The sequence below is a fragment of the Paracoccus sp. FO-3 genome, assembly GCF_006386455.1.
GTDB lineage: Bacteria > Pseudomonadota > Alphaproteobacteria > Rhodobacterales > Rhodobacteraceae > Paracoccus > Paracoccus versutus.
In genome coordinates, this window is sequence record NZ_VCBQ01000060.1 from 1 (window position 1) to 18238 (window position 18238).

The following is an 18238-nucleotide window of genomic DNA, read 5'->3' on the forward strand; positions in this document are numbered from 1 at the left end:
CCCTTGCGGGCCGGCGCGGCCTCGGCCCCCTTCAGCAGCGCGTCCAGCCGCGCCACCACCGCGGCGGCCGAGGGCGCGCGTTCCCCGATGCGCGGCGCCGAAAGCCACAGGATCAGCCCGGCCAGCGGTTCGGGCAGGCCGGTCACGTCCAGGGGCTCGGATTTGCGGCGGATCATTTCGCCGGGCGTCGCGCCGGCAAAGGGCACCTCGCCCCGCGCCGCCGCCAGCAGCAGCGCGCCGAGCGCGTAAAGGTCGCTGGCCGGCTCGGCCTTGCCGTCGAACTGTTCGGGCGCGGCATATTCGTATTTGCCGGCGAACTGGTTGCCGACCACGGTATGCGCCCCGGCGGCGGTGTCCTTGGCGATGCCGAAGTCGATCACCGTCGCGCCCTCGACCCGGCCGTCGCGCAGGATGACATTGTCGGGCGACAGGTCGCGATGCACCACGCCGCGGGCATGGGCGGCGACCAGCCCCTCGGCCACGCGATGCGCGACGATCAGCAAGTCGCGCGTGCCCAGCCTGCGTTCGGCCATCACCTCGGACAGCGCCGGGCCGTCGATGAAGTCCATGACCAGGAAGACATGGCCCTCGGGCGTGCGCGAGCAGTCGCTGTAGCGCACCACGGCGTCGTGCAGGATGTCGCGCATCGCCTCTTCGCGGCGCATCAGCTCAAGATAGCCCTCGTCGCCGGAAAAGCCGGCCGAAAGCGCCTTGATCGCCACCACCCGGCCGGTGACGAGGCTTTTGGCGCGATAGACCTCGCCGGTGCCGCCGCGGCCCAGCACGCCCTCGACGGCCCAGGTGTTGTTGAGCACCTGGCCCTCGCGGAAGATGTCCCCCGGCAGGGCCGGGATCATGGCGACGTTCCCTTTTGCGGCAGGCTGGCCATGGCCGGCTCCTTGCGAAAAGATTTCCGAAAGCCGCGGTTTTGAAATACACTTTCCCCCAGGATCATTTCCCCCCGAGCCTGCCCCTGGCAAGCCCGTTTTATCGCTCCGGTTCTTTTGCCAGCTTTGCAAGGATGGCCAGGATGACGACCGTGACGCCCCGCGCCCCCGCCAGAGGATCCCGAGAAACCGTCAAGCGCAAGGAACTGGTCGGCCGGCTGGATGCGCTGTGCCTGCGGGCGTTTTCCGAAGGGGCGCGCAACGCCAAGGCGCGCGGCAATCCCTATGTCGAGCTGGTGCATTTCATCGCCGCGCTGGCGGGGGCGGCGGATTCGGACCTGGCGCTGATCGCCGCCGCGGCCGGGGTCGATGCGGCGCGGCTGGAGGGCGACCTGGCCCGCGCGCTCGACGCCCTGCCGCGCGGGGCCAGCGCGGTCGAGGAGTTTTCCGACCACATCTTCCACGCCATTCAGGAGGGCTGGACGCTGGCGGCGCTGGAGCGGGGCACCGACCGCGTGCGCTCGGGCGACATCCTGGTCGCCTGCCTCAAGACCCCGGTGCTGGAAGGCTTGCTGCTGCGCATCAGCCCGGAATTCGGCCGCATCGACCCCGACCGCATGGCGCCGGACCTGCCCGGCATCCTGGCCGGTTCGGCCGAGGCCGAACCGGCGGCCCCGCCCGAGCCCGCGCCGGCCAATGTGCCGAAACCGCCCGAAGGGGCGCTGGCGAAATACGCCACCAACCTGACCGAGCGGGCGCGCGCCGGCAAGATCGACCCGGTGGTCGGCCGCGACCCGGAAATCCGCCAGATCATCGACATCCTGATGCGGCGGCGGCAGAACAACCCGATCCTGACCGGCGAGGCCGGGGTGGGCAAGACCGCCGTGGTCGAGGGCTTTGCCCTGCGGCTGGCGCGCGGCGACGTGCCGCCGCAGCTGGCGGCGGTCGATCTGTGGCTGCTGGACATCGGGCTGATGCAGGCCGGCGCCAGCGTCAAGGGCGAGTTCGAGAAGCGGCTGAAATCGGTGATCGACGAGGTGCAGGCCTCGGCGAAATCGGTGATCCTGTTCATCGACGAGGCGCATACGCTGATCGGCGCCGGGGGCGCGGCGGGGACGGGCGATGCCGCGAACCTGCTGAAACCGGCGCTGGCGCGGGGCGAGCTGCGCACCGTCGCCGCCACCACCTGGGCCGAATACAAACAGCATATCGAGAAAGACCCGGCGCTGACCCGGCGCTTCCAGGTGGTGAAGGTCGAGGAGCCTTCGGAAGCCGCCGCGGTCGGGATGCTGCGCGGCGTGGCGGGCGTGCTGGAACGGCATCACCGGGTCGAGATCCTGGACGAGGCGATCGGCGCGGCCGTCTCGCTGTCGCATCGCTATATCCCGGCGCGGCAATTGCCGGACAAGGCGATCAGCCTGCTCGACACCGCCTGCGCCCGCGTCGCCGTCAGCCAGCACGCGACGCCGGCGGAGCTGGAGGATCTGGAGCGCCGCCTGCAGGCGCTGGAGATCGAGGCGGGCATCATCGCCCGCGAGGCCGCCATCGGCATCGACACGACCGAGCGCCAGGCCGCCAACGACGCCGCCCGCGCCGCGGCCGAGGCCGAGCGCGCCGCCGCGCTGGAACGCTGGGAGGCGGAAAAGGCGCTGGTCTCCGACATCCTTTCGCTGCGGGCCGAGCTGCGCGGCGAGGGCATGGCGCTGGACGAGACCGGGGCGGAAGCCGGGGGCGAGGCCGCGGAAATCGCCGCCGAGGGGGCATCTGCCGAGGCTGCGCCCGATGCGCCTGCCGCGGCCGCGCTGTCCGGTGATGCGGATGCCGAAACCCCGGACCCTGACCCGGCCGCGCGGCTGTCGCTGTTGCGCGTCAAGATGGCCGAGCTGGCGGAGCGGCAGGGCGAGCGGCCGCTGATCCTGCCCTCGGTGGACCGGCTGGCGGTGGGGGCGGTGGTGCAGGACTGGACCGGCATCCCGCTGGGCCGGATGCTGGCCAGCCAGACCGAGCGTGCGCTGGGCCTTGCCGGCCTGCTTGCGCAGCGCGTGGTCGGGCAGGACCATGCCATGGCCGCCATCGCCAGCCGCATCCAGACCGGCATGGCCGGGCTGGGCGCGCCGGAAAAGCCGATGGGCGTCTTCATGCTTTGCGGCCCCTCGGGCGTCGGCAAGACCGAGACCGCGCTGGCCCTGGCCGATGCGCTTTACGGCGGCGAGCAGAACCTGATCTCCATCAACATGAGCGAGTTCCAGGAGGCGCATACCGTCTCGACCCTCAAGGGCGCGCCGCCGGGCTATGTCGGCTATGGCAAGGGCGGCGTGCTGACCGAGGCGGTGCGGCGCCGGCCCTATTCGGTGATCCTGCTCGACGAGGTGGAAAAGGCCCATCCCGACGTCCACGAGATCTTTTTCCAAGTCTTCGACAAGGGGATGATGGACGACAGCGAAGGGCGGCGGATCGACTTTCGCAACACGCTGATCCTGCTGACTTCGAACGTGGGCACCGACGAGATCATGGCGCTGACCGATGCCGGCCGCAGCCGGATCGAGATCGACAGCCTGTCGGCCGCGCTGCGCCCGCCGCTGCTGAAGGTGTTTCCCCCGGCGCTGCTGGGGCGGCTGGTGACGATCCCCTACCTGCCGCTTTCGGATGCGATGATCGAGGCCATCGCCGGGCAGAAGCTGGCCGGCATCGGCCGCAGGCTGGCCGCCGCGCATGGCGCCGAGCTGGTGATCGGCACGGGCGTCATGGACCAGATCCGCGCCCGCTGCACCGAGGTCGAATCGGGCGGCCGCATGGTCGACGCCATCCTGACCGGCGCGATCCTGCCCGAACTCAGCCGCCGGGTGCTGGACGCCAGGCTGGAGGGGCGCGGCATCGGCAGGGTGACGGTGACCGGCGGGCCGGACGGCTTTGCCTATGCCTTGGACTGAGGCGTGCCGTGCAGATCCTGGACCAGACCGGCTTTCCCCATCAGATGGGGACCGGCATGGACGTGGCCGGGCAGCCCTACATGCTGCTGGTGGTCAAGGGCAGCTTCGCCTTTCCCGAGCGTGAAAGCGACCCGCCCCTGCCGCTTCAGGACCAGCGCCCGCTGGTCATGGCCGACGAATATACCGGCGCGCCGGGCTTTTCCGCACCGCTTTGGGAAAGCGATTTCGCCTTTCGCAAGCCCCTTTGCGACGTGGTGCTGAACGGCGCCGCCCATGCCCCCGGCGCCCGCCCGGTCGAGCGGCTGCGCGTGGGGCTGGCGGTGGGCAACTGGTCCAAGCAGTTCGACGTGGTCGGCCAGCGCGAATGGCGCACGCTGGGGCCGGCCATTGCCGCGACCCGGCCCTATCCCTTCACGCGGATGCCGTTTTCCTATGATACCGCCTTTGGCGGGCCCGACCGCAGCCGTCCGCCCGGCCCCGACGTGCCGGTCCATGCCGCCAATCCGGTGGGGCTGGGCTGGGCCACCGCCTCGGGCGGCAGTCCGGCGGGCCTCGCGCTGCCCAATACCGAGGCGCCGGGGCAGGAGATCACCTCGCCCTATGGCGACTGGCAGCCGATGGCGCTGGGGCCCTACGGGCGCGGCTGGCCGCTGCGCCTGCCCTATGGCGGCACCTATGACGAGCGCTGGGTGGCGGAAACCGCGCCCTTCCTGCCGCGGGACTTCGACGAGCGTTACTACCAGATGGCGCCCCCCGACCAGCAGATCGTGCCGCCCGCGCCTTTTACGCCGGTGGTGCTGGTGCATCTGACCCCGCGCGGGCGCGAGGCGTTCCGCCTGCCCGACACCCGGCTGCCGTTCCGGGTCTGGCACGGGCGCGACTGCTGCCTCGACACCGTGGCGCTGCCCGACACGCTGGCCATCGACGCCGAGGCGCGGGTCTTGATGCTGAGCTGGCGCGTGCAGGTGCCGATCCGCCGCACCATCGCCGAGTTCTCGCGCGCCTGGATCGGCGCGCCGACCGCCGCCATGCTGCGGGCCGAGCGCGAGGGGCGCGGCTATATCCGCCTGGCGGCCGTTCTGGGCGAGGGCGGGGGCGGGGGCGCGGACGGGGGGAACGGTCCATGATCGGCGTGCTGGCGGCGGGCATGGTCACGGCGGTGGGGCTGGACTGGGCCTCGTCGGCGGCGGCGATGCGGGCGCGGCTGGACGGGTTCGTCGAGACGCGCTTTACCGCACCCGGCGGCTGGCGTATCGGCGCGCCGGTGCCTTTGCCACGCAACTGGATCGGCCAGCGGCGCATGGCGCATCTGGCCGCCGGCGCCTTGGCCGACATTCTGCGCCAGGAACCCGCCGCGGCCGAGGCCGCGCTGATCCTGTGCCTGGCCGAGGAGGGCCGCCCCGGCCGCCCGGTGCCCGATCCCTCGGCGCTGCTGCGGATGCTGTCGCAGATTCTCGGCCTGCCCGAGCGGCGGGCGCATGTGGTGGCGCATGGCCGGCCCTCGGGCTTCGTCGGGCTGGAGCGGGCGCGGCGCATGATCGCGGCGGGGCAGGCGGGGCGGGTGATCCTGCTGGGGCTCGACAGCTACCTGACCGGGCCGGCGCTGGCGCATTACGCGGGGCTGGAGCGGCTGCTCCAGGATGGCAATGCCGACGGCTTCATTCCCGGCGAGGCGGCGGCGGCGGTGCTGCTGGGGCCGGGCGGCGCCCTGCGGCTGACCGGGCTGGGTCTGGCGCGCGAGGTGGCCTTCCTGGGCAACGGCCGGGGCGAGGGCGGCGCGGACCTGCCCCTGCGCGGCGACGGCATGGCCGCGGCCTATCGCGCCGCCCTGGCCGAGGCCGAGACCGACCTTGCCCATGTCGAATACCGCATCTCGGACCTGCCGGGCGAGCAGCATTTCTTCCGCCAGGCGGCGCTGATGACCTTGCGCCTGGAACGCGGCCGCTCGGCCTTCCAGGACCTGTGGAGCCCGGCCGAGAGCCTGGGCAATATCGGCGCGGCCGTGGTGCCCGCCATGCTGGGCATGGCGCTGGCGGCCGTGCGCAGGGGCTATGCGCCGGGCTCGCCGGTGCTGGTCGATGCCTCGGGCGACGACGGCGCCTGCGGGGCGGCGGTGCTGCACGAAGCGCGCGGCGGCGCCCGGCGCGTCTCGGCCGAGGATCGCCTTGCCACGGGGGCGGCACGATGAGCGGGGTTTTCGCCAACGGGCTGGAGATCAGCGGCAAGGCGGTCAACGCCCAGACCATCGCCGCCTTTCCCGACACCTGCTTCACCCCGCCCGAGAACCCGGCGACGCCGCCGGGCGTGCCGGTGCCCTATCCCAGCTTCGGCATGGCCTCGGACACGGAAAACGGCACCGGGACGGTGTTCATCTGCGGCAAGACGGTGAACATCAAGAACAAGTCCGACGTCAGCCGCACCTCGGGGACCGAGGCGGGCTGCGCGGCGAAAAAGGGCATCATCACCTCGAAGAACACCGGCAAGAAATACTTCACCTCGTGGTCGAACGACGTGAAATTCGACGGCGAGCCGGTGATCCGCTTTTCCGACCTCGCCACGCACAACCACGCTTCGCCCGGCGGGCAGACGCCGCCTTTCCCCGAGATCTGCGCGGCGAACCAAGCCTTTGCCGATTGCGTGACGCTGCTGAACAAGCTGGAAATGCAGCTGCACGAACATGGCAAGTCCCCTTGCAAGCATCCCGACCAGTCCGAGCATCCGCTGGAAAACCAGATGATGCAGAAATCGCGGGGCGGCACGAATTATGCCGCCTTTCCTGGCTATCATGTGGACAAGGCGCCCTGCATCTGCATGCGCTCCTTCAACCTGAACCCCGATGGCAGCCCCAAAAGCGGCGCGGGCAGCATGAAGGGGGCGCCGCATCCGATGAAGTCCAAGGCCAACCGCGATCTCTTGAAGAAGAGCCCCAAGCCGACCGTGCGCGAGGCGCTGGACGAGACCAAGCAAGCCTATGGCGATCACCATGACAAGCTGCAACCGCCCACCTCGGAAGAAGAAAAGAAGGCCGCGCTGGAATGCATCGAGGTGGTGATCGTGACCTATCTGCAAAGCGTGGCCAAGCCCAAGCAGAATGCCGACGGCTCGACCAGCCAGCCGTCGACGCAGGACGTCCTGAATACCCAGTTGAGGAATTGACATGGCCGATACCGACACCCCTTCCGGCAATCCCCTGGACGATCTCGACCCTTCCGAGGTGAGGATCGAGGCGGTGGATGCCTTTCACCTGGGCGGCACGCGCTATGCCGCCAGTTTCGAATTGACCGACATCCATTGCGAATTCTCGCGGTCCTTCCTGCTCGACATCGACTTCGGCGAGACGCTGACCTTCACGGTGCGGTTGCAGATCGAGGATGCGATCAATTCCCATGCCACGCTGGCGCCGGACAGGCATGTCGTGCTGGAACTGGGCGGGTTGATCCATGACCTGACGCTTGCGGGCGACAGCGTCACCGCCTTGCCCGAAGGTGTATTGCGGCGGATCTGGCATCTGGAGGGCGGCCCGCAATTCGTCTTTGGCGACCGCGGCGTGGCCTATGTCCGCGAACCGGGCGGCGACTGGGAGTTGATCGCCCCCCATGATCTGGCGGTGTTGCGCGCCATTCACGGCAGTTCGGCCCAGGATGTGCATGCCTGCGGCCATGGCGGGTTGCTTCTGCGGCTGGAAGGCCGCGCCTGGGTGCCGGTGGAGATCCCCGACCAGCGCAATTTCTACGCCCTGGAGGTCTCGGCCGATGGTGCAATGCATTTCGGAGGCGCCGAGGGCACCGCCTATGCGCTGATGGGCGAGGAATTGACGCCGTTGGAGGCTGCGCCTTGGGATTATTTCGGCATCTGCAGTTTCAAGGGCCGCCGCTACTGGACCGATTCCTCCTATGGCATCAGCGTGCAGGAGGGCAACGCGCTGCGTCCGTTCCGCAATCTGGGGCAGGGATTTTTCATGCACGCCTCGGCCGAAAAGCTGGTGATCTCGGGCTGGAAGGAGATCTTCATCTTCGACGGCGAGAACTGGGAGGGGTTCGAGATGGGCTATGACGGCAATATCTTCCTGCGCCGGCTCGACATGGCGGATTATGGCGGCTGACCCAGCCGGCCGGCCAGATAGGCCCTGACCTTGTCCAGGTCCAGCGCGGCCACCCGCAGCCCCTCGGCGCCGGGTTGCAGCATGCGCAGCACGAACAACTCGCCCGGCTCGGGATATTCGGCCATGCGCGTCTCGGCCATGCGCAGCCCCTCGGCGCCGGCCAGGCGCAGCCCGTCCAGATGCGCCTCCAGCCGCTCCAGCAGGCGGGCGATGCGCAGGGCGTCCATCTCGGGGTTTTCCTCGGGGAAAAGCATCGCCCGGTCGTAGAGCGTCCACAGGAAGGCCGCCTGCTCGGCGTGCTGGCGCAGGATCTCGGGCAGGGCGGGGGCGGGCGGATACATCAGTTCAGGTTGATCGAGCCGCCCCGGATGCGGTTCGCCGCCGAGGCGTGGCTGACCAGATAGGTGCCGCGAATGGTGATATGGCCGTCCGCCTCCATCACGATCGAGGCCTTGCCGCAGCGCAATTCGATCCGTTGCTGGGCAGTGATGCGCAAGGGCTCGCCATCGGCCACCGCCACCGGCCCGGCGGGCATGGCCGAGACGATGCGGCCGATCACCAGCGGCCGGGCCGCGTCGCCATCCTCGAACAGGATGGCAAGCTCGGCGCCGATGTCGCCCGGATCGAAACTCACTAGGCTGCGCGCCGGGACCGCCTGGGCCGAGGGATTGCCGGGAAAGACCACCAGCGGCCGCCCCTTTTCCAGGCCCAGCAGCATGCCGATCACCACGCCGCCGCGAACATCCTCGCCGATCATGCCCAGCCCTCCGCCCCGGCTGCGGCGATGATAGCATGGTCGGGCCCCGAGTTCACCGGCTTTCGCGGCCTGGCCCGCCTGTGCGAGGGGCTATGGCCCGGCGATGCGGCGCAGGAAATCCGTCAGCCGGTGGCGGGCGGCGAAACCGCTGCAGAAGGACGAAAAGATCGCGCGGAGCTGCTGATCGCTGTGGTCCTGGCCCAGCGTGCCGTAATCCCGCCCCTCCACCAGCTCCGTGCCGAGCTTTTCGGACAGCACGGGCTTGCCGGCGAGATACGAGGACAGCAGCCGCGGATATTCGGTATAGATGCCATCGGCGAAATGGATGTTGACGACGCCGCGGCTGTCGCAGACGGCCTTGTGCAGGTCTGCGCCATAGGTCTCGGACAGCACGTGGCAATGATCCTTGGGCAGCCGGGCCAGGATCTTGGCCCTGCGGTCGTTGAGGGCGCCGAAGAACACCGGCGGGCGTTGCCCGGCCCGATAGGGCACCGGCCGGCAGGGAAAGACATGCGGGCCGAACAGCACCCGGCGCCGCAGAAAGCCGGGAAGCCATCGGTAATAGGGGGCGTTGGCGGGGCTGAGGTCCAGGATGAGGTGATAGAACAGCAGCTGTTTCAGCAACCGCCGTGGGCGAGGCTTTCTCCACATCGCACGGCCGTCTTCGTCGAAATAATGCTCGGTCTGGATGCCGAGCCGCAGCCCCCTGCGGAACAGGGCGGGGCCGAATTTCCGATGGATGCCGACATAGATGTTGATCCGGGCGGCGGGAAGGTTTTCCGCCCGGATGCCGGCCAGCATGTCGCGGGCGAACTGATCGAGGACGGGATGATTGGAAAAGACGGTCAGGGAGCCGATCTTGTGTTCCCGAACCGGATCACCCATCGCGGCCTCGTCTGGAAAAGCCTGCTTGCCGTTTCATGCCCCGGCCGCCGTCGATGCCGGGCGGGACAGGGCCGGACAGGATGTGCCCGCCGACCCTGGGGACCGCGCGGGACATCGTGCGGGACGATGCCGCCCATCCGCGGCGGGGCGGCTGTGGCGCGTTCCGATGCCGGTCCGGGGCATATGCAAAGGCCCTGCCGTTGCCGGCAGGGCGCATCGCATGGGACCGGCCCCGAATCGGCGCCACGGTCGAAGGGGATCAGGCTTTCGCCAGTTCGCGCTTGATCTTCAGCGCGCGGTCGGACAGTTCCGCGTCCTTGGCCTTCGCCAGGAAGGCGTCCAGGCCGCCGCGGTGATCGACCGAGCGCAGGGCCGCGGCCGAGATGCGCAGCTGGTAGCTGCGGCCCAGCTTTTCCGACAGCAGCGAGACTTCGTTCAGGTTGGGCAGAAACCGGCGGCGGGTCTTGTTGTTGGCGTGGGAGACGTTGTTGCCGCTCATCGGGCCCTTGCCGGTCAGTTCGCAAACGCGCGACATGATCTTGTTCCTTCGATTCGATCCTGCACGGGCGGCTGCCCGCAATATGAAAGGGCGCCGCGTGGCAGCGCCCGGAAATCCGTTTGCGCGGAATAAAGCGAGACGGGGGGCGCGTCAAGCGTTTTCGCCGGGCCGTCCGCTGCCGCCGCGGCGCTTCATGCCGCGAAATGCGTGGATTCATGCGCGATCAGCGCCTGCTTGCGCCACAGCCCGCCACCATAGCCGGTCAGGGCGCCGTCCGAGCCGATCACCCGGTGGCAGGGAATCACCACCGCGAAGGGGTTTGCGCCGTTGGCCCGCGCCACGGCGCGGATGGCCGTGGGCCGGCCGATGCGCCGCGCCAGCTCGGCATAGCTGATGGTCCGGCCTGCGGGGATCTGTTGCAGATCCTGCCAGACCCGGTTCTGGAAAGGGGTGCCGGACAGCGCCAGCGGCAGGTCGAACCCGGCGCAACGGCCCGAGAAATAGGCCGAAAGCTGCGCCTGGGCGCAGTCGGTGACGGCGGTGCGGCCGCAGCCGATCCCGGCCTTCGCGCGCCGTGCCGCCCGGCGCAGCCCCGCCCCGAGCCGGGCGGGGTCGGCAAATTCCAGCAGGTGCAGGTGCGCGTCGTCGGCCAGGGCGACCATGCCGCCCAAGGGCGTATCGATCCAGCCCGCCAGCAGCCGGGCATCCGGCGCCGGGGCCTGGCCCAGCAGCGCCGGCAGGGCCAGGCGAAAATCCTGCGCGTCTTCCAGCGCGGCGCTCATGCGCCCTGCAGCGACCGGGGGCGGGACGATCCGGCCTCGGGCGCGGCCAGCCAGTCCAGAATCTGCGCCGCCGCCGAATCGGGGTCGCTTTCGCCCCGCGCCACAGCGTCGCCCATCTCGCGCAGCCGGGCGCGCACCTCGGGCCGGTCGAGCCGCGCCAGGAGCCCGGCGCGCAGCTCGGACAGGAACCAGTGCCGCGCCTGCTCGGCCCGGCGGGCGTCGAAATGCCCGTGCTCGCGCCGCCAGTCGGCCAGCCAGGTCATGTTGGCCCAGGCCTTTTCCAGCCCCTCGCCGGTATAGGCGGAAACCGGCAGCGCCTTGGGGAACCCCTCGGGGTCGTAGGGGCGCTTGCGCAAGAGCCGCAGCGCGCCGGCGTAATCGGCCACCGTGCGCATCGCGGTCTCGCGCAGATCGCCGTCGGCCTTGTTGACCAGGATGATGTCGGCGATCTCCATGATGCCGCGCTTGACGCCCTGCAGCTCGTCGCCGCCGGCGGGGGCGAGCAGCAGGATGAACAGGTCCGACATCTCGGCCACCAGGGTTTCGCTTTGCCCGACGCCCACCGTCTCGATCAGCACCACGTCGAAGCCGGCCGCCTCGCAGAGCCGCACGGTTTCGCGGGTGCGCCGGGCGACGCCGCCGAGTTCCGCGCGCGAGGGCGAGGGGCGGATGAAGGCGTTCGGGTCGCGCGAGAGCGTTTCCATCCGGGTCTTGTCGCCCAGGATCGAGCCGCCCGAGCGCGCCGAGCTGGGGTCGACGGCCAGGACCGCGACCTTGAGGCCCTGCGCGGTCAGCATCTTGCCGAAGGCCTCGATGAAGGTGGACTTGCCGACCCCCGGCGTGCCCGACAGGCCGATGCGCAGGGCCTGCCGCTCGGGCAGCGCGGCCAGCAGCGCGACGGCGCGGGCGCGGTGGTCGGGGCGGGTGCTTTCGATCAGCGTGATCGCGCGGGACAGCGCGCGGCGATTGCCCTGCGTCAGGGGTTCGGTCAGTTCGTCCATGCCCATCCCGGCTGCATCCTTGCGACGCGGGGGCCGACTGCCCCCGCACCCCCGTGGATATTTCCACACGGAAGACATGTAAACGCCGGGCCGTTGTGGTGGAAGGGTGTGTGGGGTAGGTCTGGCGCGGGAAACGGAGCGGGTCATGCTGACACGGCGGGCGATTCTGGCCGGGATGGCGGCGGCGATGGCGGCGGGGCCGGTGGCGGCGGCGGCCGGGTTGCAGTTGCTGATGGTGCGGCGCCGGGGCTGCGTCTATTGCGCGCAATGGGATCGCGAGATCGCCCCGGTCTATGCGCGGCATCCCGAGGGGCGGGCGGTGCCGCTGCTGATGGTCGACCGAGACGGGCCCTGGCCCGACGGGCTGGTGCTGGCGCGGCGGCCCTGGCTGACGCCCACCTTCATCCTGCTGCAAGGCGGGGTCGAGCAGGTGCGCGTCGAGGGCTATCCGGGGCGGGAGCGGTTCTTCGGGGTCTTGCGCGATATGATGGCAGCAGTGGCGGGTTGAGAGGGCGGGCTGAGGCTTTCGCCTTGCGCCGCTTTGGGTTATCCGGGCCTACAGTAAGCACTTACTTAACACGGGTCAGCCATGCACGACATCCGCGCCATCCGCGAAAATCCCGCCGCCTTCGACGCTGCGCTTGGCTTGCGCAACATGGCCCCGGTTTCGCCCGAGATCCTGTCGCTGGATGCCGACCGCCGGTCCCGCATCGCCGCCGCCGAGACCGCCCAGGCCGAGCAGAACCGGGCCAGCAAGGAGGCCGGCGCCGCCAAGGGCCGCGGCGATGATGCCGAGTTCCAGCGGCTGCGCGCCCTGGTAACCGCCAAGAAGGACGAGACCTCCCGGCTACAGGCCGAGGCCGCGGCGCTGGATGCGAAACTGCGCGAGTTGTTGCTGGCCGTTCCGAACCTGCCCCTGGAGAGCGTGCCGGCGGGCCAGGACGAGGATGACAATGTCGAGATCCGGCGCTGGGGCGAGCCCCGTGCCTTCGACTTTGCCCCGCGCGAGCATTTCGAGATCGCGGGTGTCCGCCCCGGCATGGATTTCGAGACCGCCGCCAAGCTTTCGGGCGCGCGCTTCGTGGTGCTGAAGGGCGGCGTCGCCCGCATCCATCGCGCGCTGGCGCAGTTCATGCTGGACCTGCATGTCGCCGAGCATGGGCTGGAAGAGACCTGGGCGCCGGTGCTGGTCCTGTCCGAGATGATGGAGGGCACCGGGCAATTGCCGAAATTCGGCGAGGACAGCTATCAGACCCGCGAGGGCTGGTGGCTGATCCCGACATCCGAGGTCACGCTGACCAATACCGTGAACGGCGACCTGGTCGATCATGCCAGCCTGCCGCGGCGCCTGGTGGCGCATAGCCAGTGCTTCCGGTCCGAGGCCGGCAGCGCCGGGCGCGACACCGCGGGAATGCTGCGCCAGCACCAGTTCGAGAAGGTCGAGATGGTCTCGATCACCGATGCGGAATCGGGGGTGGCGGAACATGCCCGCATGACCCGCTGTGCCGAGACGGTGCTGGAGCGGCTGGGCCTGCCCTATCGCACCATCGTGCTGTGCGGCGGCGACATGGGCTTCGGCGCCCGCATCACCCATGACCTGGAAGTCTGGCTGCCGGGGCAGGGCCGGTATCGCGAGATTTCCTCGGTCAGCTATTGCGGCGATTTCCAGGCGCGGCGGATGAATGCGCGCTATCGCCCGGCCGGCGGCGGCAAGCCCGAGTTCGTCCATACGCTGAACGGCTCGGGCCTGGCGGTGGGGCGCACGCTGATCGCGGTGCTGGAGAACGGCCAGCAGGCGGACGGCTCGGTCCTGCTGCCCGAGGCGCTGCATCCCTATCTGGGCGGCCGGACGCGGCTGGGCGCGGACGGCGTGCTGGCGTGAATTAACAAAAGATAGATCGCGCGAAACCCGCCGCGAGCGGGCGGCGTTTCCTGCCCATGTCTCGCGCGGGCGCCCTGTTGCTGATCCTGGCAGTGCTGGTCTTCATTGCCAGCACGCTGCTGCATGCGGTCCAGCCCGGCCCGCCGATGCCGGCCCTGGCGGATGGGGGCTACGGCCTGTCGCCCTGGCAGGGCCTGGGCGATTTTCCCGCCCCTTCGGTCGATCTGTCGGCGCTGTTCCTGCAGCCTCGGGGCCCCGGCATGGCCGGGTTGCTGGGCATGACCTGGCTGGCGCTGGCCTATCACGCCGGGCGGCGCTGGCTTGAGCTGCGCCGGATGCGCCTGGCGCAGGCGGCGGCGCCCGAAGAGGGGGGCGAGCTGCCGCCGCAAAGCCTGGGCCCGCCGACCGCCGGCCACCTGCTGCGGCTGCATCGCCATGACGACAGCCTGGCCGAACATGCGCCGCTGATCGTCGGGCTGCTGGCGGGCGCGGTCTGGCCCTGGCTGCTGCACAGCCATCCCGTCGCCGCCTTCCTGCTGTCGGCGGCCATGCTGGCGGGCTTCCTGGCGGCGGCGCTGCGGGGGGTCCGGGTCGGCAGCCTGGTGCAGCGCAGCTCGGCGCTGGGCTTCGTGGCGGGCTGGGGGCTGCTGGTCAGCTTTGCCGTCTTTGCCGGGCTGCTGCGCGACCGGCTGGGCGTGCCGCAGGAGGTGGCGGCCGTGGTCGCGCTGCTGATCGGCTCGGTCGCCGCCGTCAGCGTGCAGTTGCGGCTGGGACGGCGGATCGGCTTCAGCGTGGCGCTGATCTGGGGGCTGATCGGCATCGCCGCGGCCACCGTCACCAGCGCTGCGGCCATTGCCACCATGACCGTCATCGCCATCGCCATCATTGCCGTGGCGCTGGTGCGGGTGTTGACCTAGGCGGCGGCCGCCCGCCTAGCTGCCCTTGGGCTTTTGCCGCTGCCTGTGCTTGGAGAGCGCGCCGGACTGGCTGATCTTGCTGGCCTTGTCCTTGTAGGGGTTCTTGGTCCCCTGGTCGCGGAAGGTCAGCCGGATCGGCGTGCCCGGCATGTCGAAATCGGCCCGCAGCCCGTTGACGAGATAGCGCTGGTAGCTGTCGGGCAGCTTGTCGGTATGGGTCGCCATGACCACGAAGGCCGGCGGCCGGGTCTTGACCTGGGTGATATAGCGCAGGCGGATGCGGCGGCCGCCGGGCGCGGGCGGCGGATGCGCCTCGGTCATGGCGGAAAGCCACTGGTTCAGCCGGGCGGTGGGGATGCGGCGGTTCCAGACCTCATGCGCCTTCAGGATGGCGTTGTGCAGCCGGTCCAGCCCCTTGCCGGTGCGGGCCGAGACCGTGACCAGGGGCGCGCCCTTCAGCTGCGGCAAGAGCCGCTCGAAGGCCTCGCGCAGTTCCTTGAGCTTTTCGGGCTTGTCCTCTTCCAGATCCCATTTGTTCGCGGCGACGACCACGGCGCGGCCCTCGGTCTCGGCGAAATCGGCGATGCGCAGGTCTTGCTGCTCGAAGGGGATGCCGACGTCCAGAAGCACCACCACCACCTCGGCAAAGCGCACGGCGCGCAGGCCGTCGGCGACGGAAAGCTTTTCCACCTTGTCGGTGACGCGCGCCTTCTTACGCATGCCGGCGGTGTCGAAGATGCGGACCGGCGTGCCCATGAAATTCGTGCTGACGCTGATCGAATCGCGGGTGATGCCGGCCTCGGGGCCGGTCAGCAGCCGGTCCTCGCCCAGGATCTTGTTGATGAGCGTCGACTTGCCGGCATTCGGCCGGCCGATCACCGCGATCTGCAAGGGTTTCTGCGGGCTGGGGCGCCAGTCCTCGTCCTCGTCGCCATCCTCGACGGCGACATCGGTTTCCGGCGCCTGCTGGACGTTCTGCGCCTCGAACTGCTCGGCCAGGGGCAAGAGCGCGCGGTAGAGGTCGTCCATGCCCTCGCCATGCTCGGCCGAGATGCGCAGGGGCTCGCCCAGGCCAAGCGCATAGGCCTCCATCGCGCCCGCCTCGCCGGCGCGGCCCTCGGCCTTGTTGGCGGCCAGTATGACGTGCTTCGCGCGCTTGCGCAGGATGTCGGCGAAATATTCGTCGGCCGCGGTCACGCCGACGCGGGCGTCGATCACGAACAGGCAGACATCGGCCTCGTCCACCGCGCGTTCGGTCAGGCGGCGCATGCGGCCTTGCAGGCTGTCGTCCTCGGCGATCTCCAGCCCGGCCGAATCGACGACGATGAAGCGCAGGTCGCCCAGCCGCCCCGCGCCCTCGCGCAGGTCGCGGGTCACGCCGGGCTGGTCGTCGACCAATGCCAGGCGCTTGCCGACAAGGCGGTTGAACAGCGTGGACTTGCCGACATTGGGGCGCCCGACAATGGCGAGGGTAAAGCTCATCTGTATGCGATCAACTGGCCGTCATGGGTGACGACGTAAAGGGTCTGGCCCGCGACGGCCGGGCCTGCCGCGGCGCCGCCGGGGATCTGGGCGGTGCCGATCAGCGCGCCCGAGGCGGGATCGAAGACGCGCAGATAGCCGTCCGACGAGGCAAGGTAAAGCTTGGAACCGGCCAGCACCGGGCCGTAATGGTTCCAGACCCGGTCCTGCTTGCGGATGACCTGTTCGGTGAAATAGGGCAGCTTCTGCGCCCAGACCCGGCCGCCGTTGGCCGCGTCCAGCCGGATCAGCTGTGCCTGGTCGTTGACCAGGAAGACCGAGTTGCCGGCGGCCAGCACCGGGCTGGCCGCGCCCTCGCGCGCGTGCCATTTCATCGTGCCGGTGGTCAGGTCATAGGCGCCGACGCCGCCGGCGCTGGTGCCGGCATAAAGCGTATTGCCCAGGATGACCGGGTCGCCGGTCATGTCGCGGAAATAGCTGACCGCGCGGCCCAGCCGGGTGCCGCCGACATTGGCGACCCAAAGCTGGCTGCCGTCGCCGGCGTCGACGCCCGCCAGCGCGCCGGTGTTCGACGGAAAGACCACCGTGCCGCCCGAAACCGCGGGCGAGGGGGCGCCCATCACCCCGGCCATGTCCTTGTTGCCGAAGCTGCGCCACAGCACCTTGCCGTCATTGGCGCGCACCGCCCAGCCGGTCTGTTCGCGGTCCATCACATAGACCACGCCATTCGCGACCGTGGGCGCGCCGCCGATGGTCGAGCCGACCTTCTGCCGCCAGGCGACGCCGCCGGTGCGGGCATCCAGCGCCACCAGCTCGCCATAGCCGGTCGAGGCGAAGACGCGGTTGCCCTCGAAGGCCAGCCCGCCGCCCGAGACGCTGCGGTCGCTTTCGCCGGCCGGGCGCAGGTCCACGCTCCAGACCCGGCCGCCGCCGGTGGTGGTGGCGGTGACGGTGGATTGGCTGTCCAGCGCAAAGACCAGCCCGCCCGCGACCACCGGGTCGGCGGTGATGCGGTGGCGCTTGTCCGAGGCCGCGCCGATGGGCGCGGCCCAGATCCGCTGCGTGCCGGCGCCAAGCGCGGCATTGCCCGGCGCATGGGCGGCATTGCCGGCGCGCTGCGGCCAGTCGGCATTGGCGCGCACCGGCGGCAGCGACAGGGCGGCGGTGGTCGGCGCCTGCGCGCCCTCGGTCGCGGGGCTGTCGGGGGACAGCACGGCGCGCGGGTCCAGCCGTTCGCCGGGCAGGATGGTGTCGCGCTCGGCGCAGGCCGAAAGGGCGGTCAGGCCAGCCAGAGCGGCGATCAGGGACAGCCTCGTCATCGCTTTCTCCTTTATCCGGGCCGGGGTGACATCGGGTTTCGGCCGCGGGCGCGTTGGTTCGGTTTGCCGGCGGGACCGGCCATCAGTTCGCGGCGGGGGCCGGCATGGTCTGGGGCACGGGGCCTTCGGCGGGCTCGGGCTCGACCCCCAGGGTGATCATCATCTCGGACAGGCGGCGGCGCAAGGGCTCGGACAGCCCGTCCTTTTGCTGGATCTGGCCGATCAGCATCACCGCATCCTCGGTGCGGCCGGCGCCGATCAGCGCCACCGCCTTCTGTTCCAGCGCCAGCAGCTCGAAGGGCGCGCCGGGCTTGGAGAGATCCGCCAGCAGCCGGTCGCGTTCGGCCGCATCCATCGCCGGGCCCGCCACCATCACCGCCTTGAGCAGCGCAAGATCGCGCAGCACCGCATCGTTGCGCAGCCCCTCGGCCGCGGCCTTCAGCCGCTCGGCGGCCTTCTGCGGCAGGCCGGCCTCGGCCTCTGCGCCGGCGGCCAGCATCTCGGCCAGCAGCTTGCGGCCGGCCGAGCCGGCGGGATCGACGGTGGAAAGCGCGGCGATCGGATCCTGGCCCTGGCGCGCGGCCAGGACGGCGTCGCCCCAGGCCTCGGCCCGGCTTTCGGCCTGGCTGCCGGAATATTCCCGCCAGGCGGCGCCGCCGACGATGCCCAGGATCACCAGGAGCGCGATCCAGCCATAGCGGCGGAACAGCGCGAACAGCCGGTCGCGGCGCAGATCCTCGGTGACCTCGTCGATGAAGCTGTCGTTCTGATTGGCCATGTCGCCCCCGGATGTTC

Annotated in this window: 18 protein-coding genes; 8 read left to right on the plus strand and 10 right to left on the minus strand. The window is 70.2% G+C overall.

The window, feature by feature from the left end; translation table 11 throughout:
* Window positions 1-857, minus strand: an 857-nt coding sequence (locus FE811_RS16415; RefSeq protein ID WP_140848146.1) for a serine/threonine-protein kinase, incomplete at its 3' end; no start/stop codon positions are given.
* A 173-nt stretch (window positions 858-1030) separates the two neighbouring features.
* Here FE811_RS16415 and tssH point away from each other — a divergent pair.
* From tssH to FE811_RS16440, 5 genes are read left to right on the plus strand one after another with little or no spacing between them, the layout of a single operon-like run.
* Entirely contained in the window at window positions 1031-3817 is a 2787-nt protein-coding gene (tssH, locus tag FE811_RS16420) for a type VI secretion system ATPase TssH (RefSeq protein ID WP_116222423.1), read from the plus strand.
* An 8-nt stretch (window positions 3818-3825) separates the two neighbouring features.
* On the plus strand, window positions 3826-4944 hold the full coding sequence (locus FE811_RS16425) for a DUF2169 domain-containing protein (RefSeq protein WP_116221967.1): 1119 nt from the start codon (window positions 3826-3828) through the stop codon (window positions 4942-4944).
* A complete protein-coding gene (locus FE811_RS16430) occupies window positions 4941-6005 on the plus strand; it encodes a 3-oxoacyl-ACP synthase (protein ID WP_116221968.1) in 1065 nt (354 codons plus the stop codon). The genes FE811_RS16425 and FE811_RS16430 overlap by 4 nt, the downstream gene beginning before the upstream one ends.
* Window positions 6002-6973: a DUF4150 domain-containing protein gene (locus FE811_RS16435; RefSeq protein ID WP_116221969.1), complete on the plus strand. Its 972-nt coding sequence runs from the start codon at window positions 6002-6004 to the stop codon at window positions 6971-6973. Before FE811_RS16430 ends, FE811_RS16435 begins: the two co-directional genes overlap by 4 nt.
* A gap of 1 nt (window position 6974) precedes the next feature.
* Window positions 6975-7919, plus strand: a complete 945-nt coding sequence (locus FE811_RS16440; protein WP_116221970.1) for a hypothetical protein — start codon at window positions 6975-6977, stop codon at window positions 7917-7919.
* Here the strand turns inward: FE811_RS16440 and FE811_RS16445 are convergent.
* The 6 genes from FE811_RS16445 to meaB all read right to left on the minus strand — a co-directional run bounded on the left by FE811_RS16445 (window position 7907) and on the right by meaB (window position 11849).
* Window positions 7907-8260: a hypothetical protein gene (locus tag FE811_RS16445; protein WP_116221971.1), complete on the minus strand. Its 354-nt coding sequence runs from the start codon at window positions 8258-8260 to the stop codon at window positions 7907-7909. The genes FE811_RS16440 and FE811_RS16445 overlap by 13 nt on opposite strands.
* On the minus strand, window positions 8260-8676 hold the full coding sequence (locus tag FE811_RS16450; RefSeq protein WP_116221972.1) for a DUF6484 domain-containing protein: 417 nt from the start codon (window positions 8674-8676) through the stop codon (window positions 8260-8262). Before FE811_RS16450 ends, FE811_RS16445 begins: the two co-directional genes overlap by 1 nt.
* Window positions 8677-8766: 90 nt before the next feature.
* Window positions 8767-9561 carry a hypothetical protein gene (locus FE811_RS16455; RefSeq protein ID WP_116221973.1) on the minus strand — a complete coding sequence of 265 codons (795 nt, stop codon included), beginning with the start codon at window positions 9559-9561 and terminating at the stop codon, window positions 8767-8769.
* Between the two features lie 259 nt (window positions 9562-9820).
* Window positions 9821-10096, minus strand: a complete 276-nt coding sequence (rpmB, locus tag FE811_RS16460; protein WP_011748713.1) for a 50S ribosomal protein L28 — start codon at window positions 10094-10096, stop codon at window positions 9821-9823.
* Between the two features lie 155 nt (window positions 10097-10251).
* Window positions 10252-10842 (minus strand): methylated-DNA--[protein]-cysteine S-methyltransferase, encoded by a 591-nt coding sequence (locus FE811_RS16465; RefSeq protein ID WP_116221974.1) that lies wholly within the window; start codon window positions 10840-10842, stop codon window positions 10252-10254.
* The gene (gene meaB, locus FE811_RS16470) at window positions 10839-11849 is read right to left on the minus strand and encodes a methylmalonyl Co-A mutase-associated GTPase MeaB (protein WP_052096002.1); all 1011 of its coding nucleotides are present in this window, start codon (window positions 11847-11849) and stop codon (window positions 10839-10841) included. The genes FE811_RS16465 and meaB overlap by 4 nt, the downstream gene beginning before the upstream one ends.
* Before the next feature lie 139 nt (window positions 11850-11988).
* On the opposite strand from meaB, the gene FE811_RS16475 reads away from it, so the two are divergent.
* The 3 genes from FE811_RS16475 (at window position 11989) to FE811_RS16485 (ending at window position 14642) form a co-directional block, all read left to right on the plus strand.
* Window positions 11989-12351 (plus strand): SoxS protein, encoded by a 363-nt coding sequence (locus FE811_RS16475; RefSeq protein ID WP_116221975.1) that lies wholly within the window; start codon window positions 11989-11991, stop codon window positions 12349-12351.
* 81 nt (window positions 12352-12432) lie between these two features.
* The gene (serS, locus tag FE811_RS16480; RefSeq protein WP_116221976.1) at window positions 12433-13725 is read left to right on the plus strand and encodes a serine--tRNA ligase; all 1293 of its coding nucleotides are present in this window, start codon (window positions 12433-12435) and stop codon (window positions 13723-13725) included.
* Between the two features lie 77 nt (window positions 13726-13802).
* On the plus strand, window positions 13803-14642 hold the full coding sequence (locus FE811_RS16485; protein ID WP_244295161.1) for a hypothetical protein: 840 nt from the start codon (window positions 13803-13805) through the stop codon (window positions 14640-14642).
* Between the two features lie 15 nt (window positions 14643-14657).
* Here the strand turns inward: FE811_RS16485 and der are convergent, their stop codons facing one another.
* The 3 genes from der to FE811_RS16500 form a co-directional block, all read right to left on the minus strand.
* Entirely contained in the window at window positions 14658-16124 is a 1467-nt protein-coding gene (gene der, locus FE811_RS16490) for a ribosome biogenesis GTPase Der (RefSeq protein ID WP_036757010.1), read from the minus strand.
* Window positions 16121-17443, minus strand: coding sequence for a PQQ-binding-like beta-propeller repeat protein (locus FE811_RS16495; RefSeq protein ID WP_116221978.1), 1323 nt, complete (start codon window positions 17441-17443; stop codon window positions 16121-16123). Before FE811_RS16495 ends, der begins: the two co-directional genes overlap by 4 nt.
* A gap of 82 nt (window positions 17444-17525) precedes the next feature.
* Complete coding sequence (locus FE811_RS16500; RefSeq protein ID WP_116221979.1) at window positions 17526-18221, minus strand: tetratricopeptide repeat protein; 696 nt, start codon at window positions 18219-18221, stop codon at window positions 17526-17528.
* Window positions 18222-18238 lie beyond the last annotated feature (17 nt).

Bases quoted from the DNA above. Each gene is read 5' to 3' on its own strand.
- tssH (WP_116222423.1), top strand. From the start codon at position 1,031: ATGACGACCGTGACGCCCCGCGCCCCCGCCAGAGGATCCCGAGAAACC.
- FE811_RS16430 (WP_116221968.1), top strand. From the start codon at position 4,941: ATGATCGGCGTGCTGGCGGCGGGCATGGTCACGGCGGTGGGGCTGGAC.
- FE811_RS16435 (WP_116221969.1), top strand. From the start codon at position 6,002: ATGAGCGGGGTTTTCGCCAACGGGCTGGAGATCAGCGGCAAGGCGGTC.
- FE811_RS16440 (WP_116221970.1), top strand. From the start codon at position 6,975: ATGGCCGATACCGACACCCCTTCCGGCAATCCCCTGGACGATCTCGAC.
- FE811_RS16445 (WP_116221971.1), bottom strand. From the start codon at position 8,260: ATGTATCCGCCCGCCCCCGCCCTGCCCGAGATCCTGCGCCAGCACGCC.
- FE811_RS16450 (WP_116221972.1), bottom strand. From the start codon at position 8,676: ATGATCGGCGAGGATGTTCGCGGCGGCGTGGTGATCGGCATGCTGCTG.
- FE811_RS16455 (WP_116221973.1), bottom strand. From the start codon at position 9,561: ATGGGTGATCCGGTTCGGGAACACAAGATCGGCTCCCTGACCGTCTTT.
- rpmB (WP_011748713.1), bottom strand. From the start codon at position 10,096: ATGTCGCGCGTTTGCGAACTGACCGGCAAGGGCCCGATGAGCGGCAAC.
- FE811_RS16465 (WP_116221974.1), bottom strand. From the start codon at position 10,842: ATGAGCGCCGCGCTGGAAGACGCGCAGGATTTTCGCCTGGCCCTGCCG.
- meaB (WP_052096002.1), bottom strand. From the start codon at position 11,849: ATGGGCATGGACGAACTGACCGAACCCCTGACGCAGGGCAATCGCCGC.
- FE811_RS16475 (WP_116221975.1), top strand. From the start codon at position 11,989: ATGCTGACACGGCGGGCGATTCTGGCCGGGATGGCGGCGGCGATGGCG.
- serS (WP_116221976.1), top strand. From the start codon at position 12,433: ATGCACGACATCCGCGCCATCCGCGAAAATCCCGCCGCCTTCGACGCT.
- der (WP_036757010.1), bottom strand. From the start codon at position 16,124: ATGAGCTTTACCCTCGCCATTGTCGGGCGCCCCAATGTCGGCAAGTCC.
- FE811_RS16495 (WP_116221978.1), bottom strand. From the start codon at position 17,443: ATGACGAGGCTGTCCCTGATCGCCGCTCTGGCTGGCCTGACCGCCCTT.
- FE811_RS16500 (WP_116221979.1), bottom strand. From the start codon at position 18,221: ATGGCCAATCAGAACGACAGCTTCATCGACGAGGTCACCGAGGATCTG.